A 5,843-nucleotide genomic window follows, 5' to 3' on the forward strand; every position below is an offset into this window, starting at 1 on the left:
GCAGGTTTAACTATAAATGGGATTTTTCCACACATCTTGTTAATATTGGTTTTTGGCAGGATGTGGTGCTGGATATTATGGAAGAGGCGGTAATAGAAGATTTATTTATCTCCGCGAGCAACGAGCCGGACGAAGGCGATAAGGGAAGGATCCGTATATCGGGAAAGGTAAGTCACATGCCTAAGGGCGAAGTGGCAGAAAAGCTCTATCTGAAAGTATGTATTGGATCTCCGGAGGACTTAAGCTGTCAGGATGTAAGATGGATGCGGGCAATGGATGCAAAAATAACTGTGCCGGCAAGTAGTCTGCCAAAGGAAAATTCCGCGGTTATGGGCGAAACAGTCAGGACTGAAACCATCTGTCTGAAGGCAGACGGAAGTTTTGACGAGGTAATTCTGGTCTCTGATCCGCAGTTATGGTATCCGAATGGTGACGGGGGACAGCCCCTTTATCCGGTTACATGCAGTATCTGGGATGGAGACCGCGTATTATATTCAAATACAAAACACGTGGGAATCCGTTCTTTTTCATATGCGCATAACGAAAAGGAGCATGACGGTGCACTGCCATATACATTTGTTGTAAATGGAAAGAAAACATTTATCAAAGGGGTCAATTTAACGCCCCTGGATCATATTTATGGAAATGTAACCAGAAGCCAGTATGCATATTTGATTACAGCAATGGTAAATGCCGGAGTCAATATGGTACGGGTATGGGGCGGCGGACTGATCGAGAAGGAAATATTCTATGATCTCTGTGATGAAAACGGTATTCTGATCTGGCAGGAATTTATCCAGTCCAGTTCCGGGATTGACAACAAGCCCTGTGAGGATGACACATTTCTGGAGCTACTGGAAGCTAATGCAAAAGCTGCGGTACTGGAGAAACGCAATCATACTGCACTAATGGTATACAGCGGCGGAAATGAGCTGATGGAAGAAGCAGACAGGCCCGTCTCCGGATCCAATAAAAATATAGCTCTGCTAAAGTCCATTGTGGAAACTTATGATGGCACCCGTCTTTTTCTGCCAACGTCTGCTTCCGGGCCCAGAGAATTTATCACCAGAGAAAAGGGTGTCAGCCATGATGTGCATGGAAACTGGAGATACGAAGGAAATCCGGAGCATTATGAATTATATGGACAGTCCGATAACCTGTTTCACAGTGAATTCGGAATGGATGGAACCAGCAGTGTAAAAAGTCTGGAGAAGTTTCTTCCGGAAGAGTCCAGAAAACCTACGCTTATGTCCGGTGACCTGAACTGGCAGCATCATGGCGAATGGTGGGGAACGTATCTGCGGGATGTGGAGATGTTTGGTGAGATAGATAAAACGAAGCAGAACCTGATGCTATTTACAAAATGCAGCCAGTTTATGCAGTCTGAGGGACTTCGTTTTATGATTGAAGCAGACAGAAGGCGCGCATTTCAGAACAGCGGCACCATTATCTGGCAGTTGAATGAACCCTGGCCCAATGCTTCCTGCACGAACCTGATAGACTATTTCGGCGAAACCAAATCAGCATATTATCAGGTAAAAAGAGCTTATGAAAGACAGCATATTTCCATGACATATAGGAAATTGAATTATGCTCCGGATGAAGAAATCTCAGAGGATATCGTAGTATCTAATTCCGGTGAAAGCTTTCCGGCCCAGGCAGAAGTGCTGGTACGAAATCTGTCCGGGGAAAGGATTTCTAAGGTTGTTTTAAGCGGAAATATCCCCCAAAACAGTGCTTTTGTTATGGGGAAAGCCCTTTTTCATGCGCCAAAAGAGACAGGGATATTCTTTGTAACCCTAAAGCTGCGAAGTGGCAGCAGGTGCATATCGGAGAATACCTATACCTTCAGCAGCCTGGAGAAAGACATCTTAAAGCCTCTGCGTTGCAGTGGTGGAACCGTGGAAGTGCTGCATGAAGAACATAAAAGATTGCCGGAGGCAAGGGTGGAAAAGACAATTGTAATAAAAAATACCGGAAAGGAAGCCGCAGCAGAGGTTGGAATCGAATTGGTGAGAGATGATTATTATCTCTTAGGAACCGATAATGATGTGCTGCTGTTTCCAGGAGAAGAAAAAAAATTGCATTTCTTATTGATTCCAAAACAAGCCGGCACCTTTTTGGAAGTGGAAAATTACAGGGTGACGGACAGGAAAAAGGAGTCTGATAACAACCAAAACGAACGTCGCAGCCCCACTACGCCGTCGATTCATACACGCACATCTGGCACAGATATCAGGCACAATATATCGACGAATTTACGTGGGGAGGCACTGGAAAATTGGGATGTCAGAGTAACGGTGTTATAAGACAGCTCACACTATTCAGGAGGTATAAGGATGAATCTGGGTATCAAAAATATAAACTTAAGAGTTCGCTGTCAGAAATCCGGGGAACATGTATGGCAGCATACCGGTATAAGTGAGCGGGATGGAGAACAGATCTATTTATTTGAAGAAGAAAAAGGAAAGGCAGAGGTTTCCATTGGAAAAAAAGGGAAAGTGATATCCGGATGCCTGAGTCTGGAACTGGTGAACCAGCCTTTCCGGGAAAATGACAATCTGGATCTTCATGAGCCGGTCGCATTGGAAATAGAATTAGAGCAGAATCCCCGGGCAGTCACAGCCATGTATCTGCATCGTGACTGGTGGACCAGGCCGGAATTCACGGATGATATTGGTAAAATTCCGGACAGAACCCAATCCCTGTTTATGGAATATGAAGATGGGGCAGGATATCTGCTCCCCCTCTCCGGAAACAAATACAAAGCATACGCAAAGGGAGAAAAGAATGGGATACTCACATTGACGATGACAGCTTATATGGCGGGAATAAATCGGCTGTGTGAACCGGTATTTCTGATGACGGAAGGGCAAGAACTGTATTCTGCTGTAAACTGCGCTTTCCACGAAGCAGCAAAATTAAAGGGGATACCGGAAAAAGCCCAGAAGGACTATCCGGAGATGTTTGAGTACCTGGGATGGTGCAGCTGGGATGCTTTCTATACTGATATCTCAGAAGCGAAAGTAAAGGAAAAGGCAAAAGAGTTAAAAGAAAAAAATGTTCCGGCTAGATGGATGCTGATGGATGACGGCTGGCTGTCTGTCCATGACCAGCGGCTTTACAGCCTGGAACCGGAAATAGAGAAATTCCCCAGGGGATTTTCAGAAATGACGTCTGACATCAAAAGCAGCACCGACATTAAATGGTTTGGTGTCTGGCATGCCTTTGGCGGTTACTGGGGAGGCATAGAGCCGGGAAGCCAAGCTGCGCAGGAAGAAAAAGAGAATCTGTTTGTTACGGCTAATGGAAAACTGCTGCCTTATCCGGAAGCACAGCGGGGATATGGTTTCTTCCGGGACTGGTATGAACGTCTTCGCAGGGATGGTATTGATTTTGTCAAGGTAGACGGGCAAAGTGCCATAAAGAATTATTATGAGAACAGCAAGCCTGTTCCAGAGGCGGCAGCACAGACGCATATGGCGCTGGAAGGAGCCGCCGCCGCTTACATGGGAGGAAGACTGATTAACTGTATGGGTATGGCAATGGAAAATATCTTAGGCCGCCAGGGCTCTGCAATTTCCCGTAACAGTGATGATTTTGTTCCGGACCAGGCAGATGGATTCAGGGAACATCTGCAGCAGAATGCATACAATGCGTTGTATCATGATGAATTATATTATCTGGACTGGGATATGTTCTGGACTTCTCACAAAGATTCCGGGAAGCATGGTTTATTAAGGGCAGTCAGCGGAGGACCTGTATATATCAGTGATCGCATTGGGGAAACAGACAGAAAAGCCATAGAGCCATTAGTGTACCGGGACGGCAGAATATTACGAATGGACCGGGGTGCCAAACCATCGCCGGATTGTATCTTTAAAGATCCGGGGAGAGAAGGTTTCTGTAAGCTTACCAATGTGGCAGGATGTGGGGAAGGGCGTAAAGCAGGGGTAATTGCTTCATTTAACATCACCACGTGCAGGCAGAAAGGCACAATATCACCAGCAGATATTTATGATCTGGAAGGAGAACGGTTCCTGGTATATGATTACTACCAGGGAGATGCCATGATAATGGACAGAGCACAAAAAACAGAAATATCCCTGGAAACGGATGGGGCAGCATGTCATCTGATACTGCCATATCAGGAGGATGTTATTTTCTGCGGATTATTAGACAAATATATTAGCTTTCACCCCATAATGGAAGTAAAGTATGAAACGCATATGGCAATGGCGATTCTCAAACAGGGTGGAATGGCTGCATTTTATTCGGAAAAGATAATAGAAAAAGTGTTCGTAAATGGAAAAGACAAAACGGCAGACCTGAAAGGTACGGGATATATGTATCAGGTTGATTGTATGCAGGAAACGGGGAGTGTTGTCTTGATGGTTCAAACAAAAGATGCATAAGAGTGTGTTTAAAATTACATTCTGACAGATGACGGGAATGAATGGTCAAACGCGCTTTGCACGCAGAGGAGGAATTTTGTGTATTCAGAAGAAAAAGAAGCATTGGCAGGTATCTGTCATATGCTCTATCAGCGAAACTTAGTAACTGCCTGTGATGGTAATATCAGCAGTAAGGTATCCAAAGACCATATTTTACTCACACCGTCCGGGATGAATAAAGGCTTATTACTTCCGGAAGATATAATAGTACTGGATCTGTCCGGAAACACGGTGGAGGGAAATGGACGTGCATCAAAAGAATATCCGATGCATCAATTAATCTATCAGATGAGACCGGATGTAAAAGCAGTGATCCATACACACCCGGTATTCGCAACTGCATTTGCCCTTGCGGGAAAAAATATACCGGATAATTATCTGATTGAAACCACAATGATGCTGCCGGACATTGCACTGGCGGAATATGCACCCCCCGGTACGCAGGCTCTGGCGGAGGCGATCAGGCCCCATGTGCCTGTATCCAATGCGGTTTTGCTTAAAAACCATGGAGCTTTAACGTATGGGAAAGATCTGACAGATGCTTATAATAAAATGGAAGTTTTGGAAAGCATAGCAAAGACTATCATCATGTCTAAAGTTCTGGGGGAACCCCAGGTCGTTCCCGGATAAAAAACGCCCAGGACTCTTAGGGATCTACGTTCCGATTTGTGATTGGAAGAATGAAGAAAGGAAGCCACTTGCAGTCCGTCTGCAGATTACGTGGCAGTATAGCAGTTTGTCTGCTATATGCAATGGTTATAAAAATGAATAATAAAATAATGCTGATTACCTATGCAGACAGCTTTGGTAAGAATTTAAAAGAGTTAAAAGAATTGCTGGACAGATATTTTTCCAGAGAAATAGGCGCAGTTCATATACTTCCGTTTTTTCCTTCCACCGGTGACAGAGGATTTGCCCCTGTTACCTATGAGGAGGTGGAACCGGCATTTGGCGATTGGGATAATATTCATGCATTGTCAGAAAATTATGAGTTAATGTTTGATTTTATGATTAACCATTTATCCAGACAATCCATCCAGTTTCAAGACTTTATAGAAAAACATGAGAAGTCTGAATTCAGAGATATGTTTATCCGTTTCAAAGAATTTTGGCCAGAAGGCGAACCTTCGCCCGAAGATGTTGCAATGCTGAATAAAAGAAAAAATCATGCGCCCTGTGAGGATATCACTTTTCTTGACGGTACCCATGAACATATCTGGTGTACCTTCAGCGAAGAACAAATGGATTTAAATATGGAATCATCGGTTACCTGGGAATTTGTAGAGCGGTCTCTTCGGTTCCTCATGAATAACGGCGGTTCTTTAATCCGCCTGGATGCATTTGCATTTGCCACGAAGAAATATAAAACTTCCTGTTTTTTTATTGAAC

Annotated in this window: 4 protein-coding genes; all 4 read left to right on the top strand. The window is 44.3% G+C overall.

Annotated elements, in window-relative coordinates; translation table 11 throughout:
- On the top strand, positions 1-2,309 hold a 2,309-nt coding region (locus tag ACH2DQ_RS26700), incomplete at its 5' end, for a glycoside hydrolase family 2 TIM barrel-domain containing protein (protein WP_395028669.1).
- A gap of 30 nt (positions 2,310-2,339) precedes the next feature.
- The gene (locus ACH2DQ_RS26705) at positions 2,340-4,415 is read left to right on the top strand and encodes a Sip1-related alpha-galactosidase (RefSeq protein ID WP_394910734.1); all 2,076 of its coding nucleotides are present in this window, start codon (positions 2,340-2,342) and stop codon (positions 4,413-4,415) included.
- A gap of 78 nt (positions 4,416-4,493) precedes the next feature.
- A complete protein-coding gene (locus tag ACH2DQ_RS26710; RefSeq protein ID WP_394910733.1) occupies positions 4,494-5,084 on the top strand; it encodes a class II aldolase/adducin family protein in 591 nt (196 codons plus the stop codon).
- A gap of 134 nt (positions 5,085-5,218) precedes the next feature.
- Positions 5,219-5,843: alpha-amylase family glycosyl hydrolase (locus ACH2DQ_RS26715; protein WP_395028670.1), on the top strand; the 625-nt coding region annotated here is incomplete at its 3' end.

This window comes from Robinsoniella sp. (genome assembly GCF_034124845.1).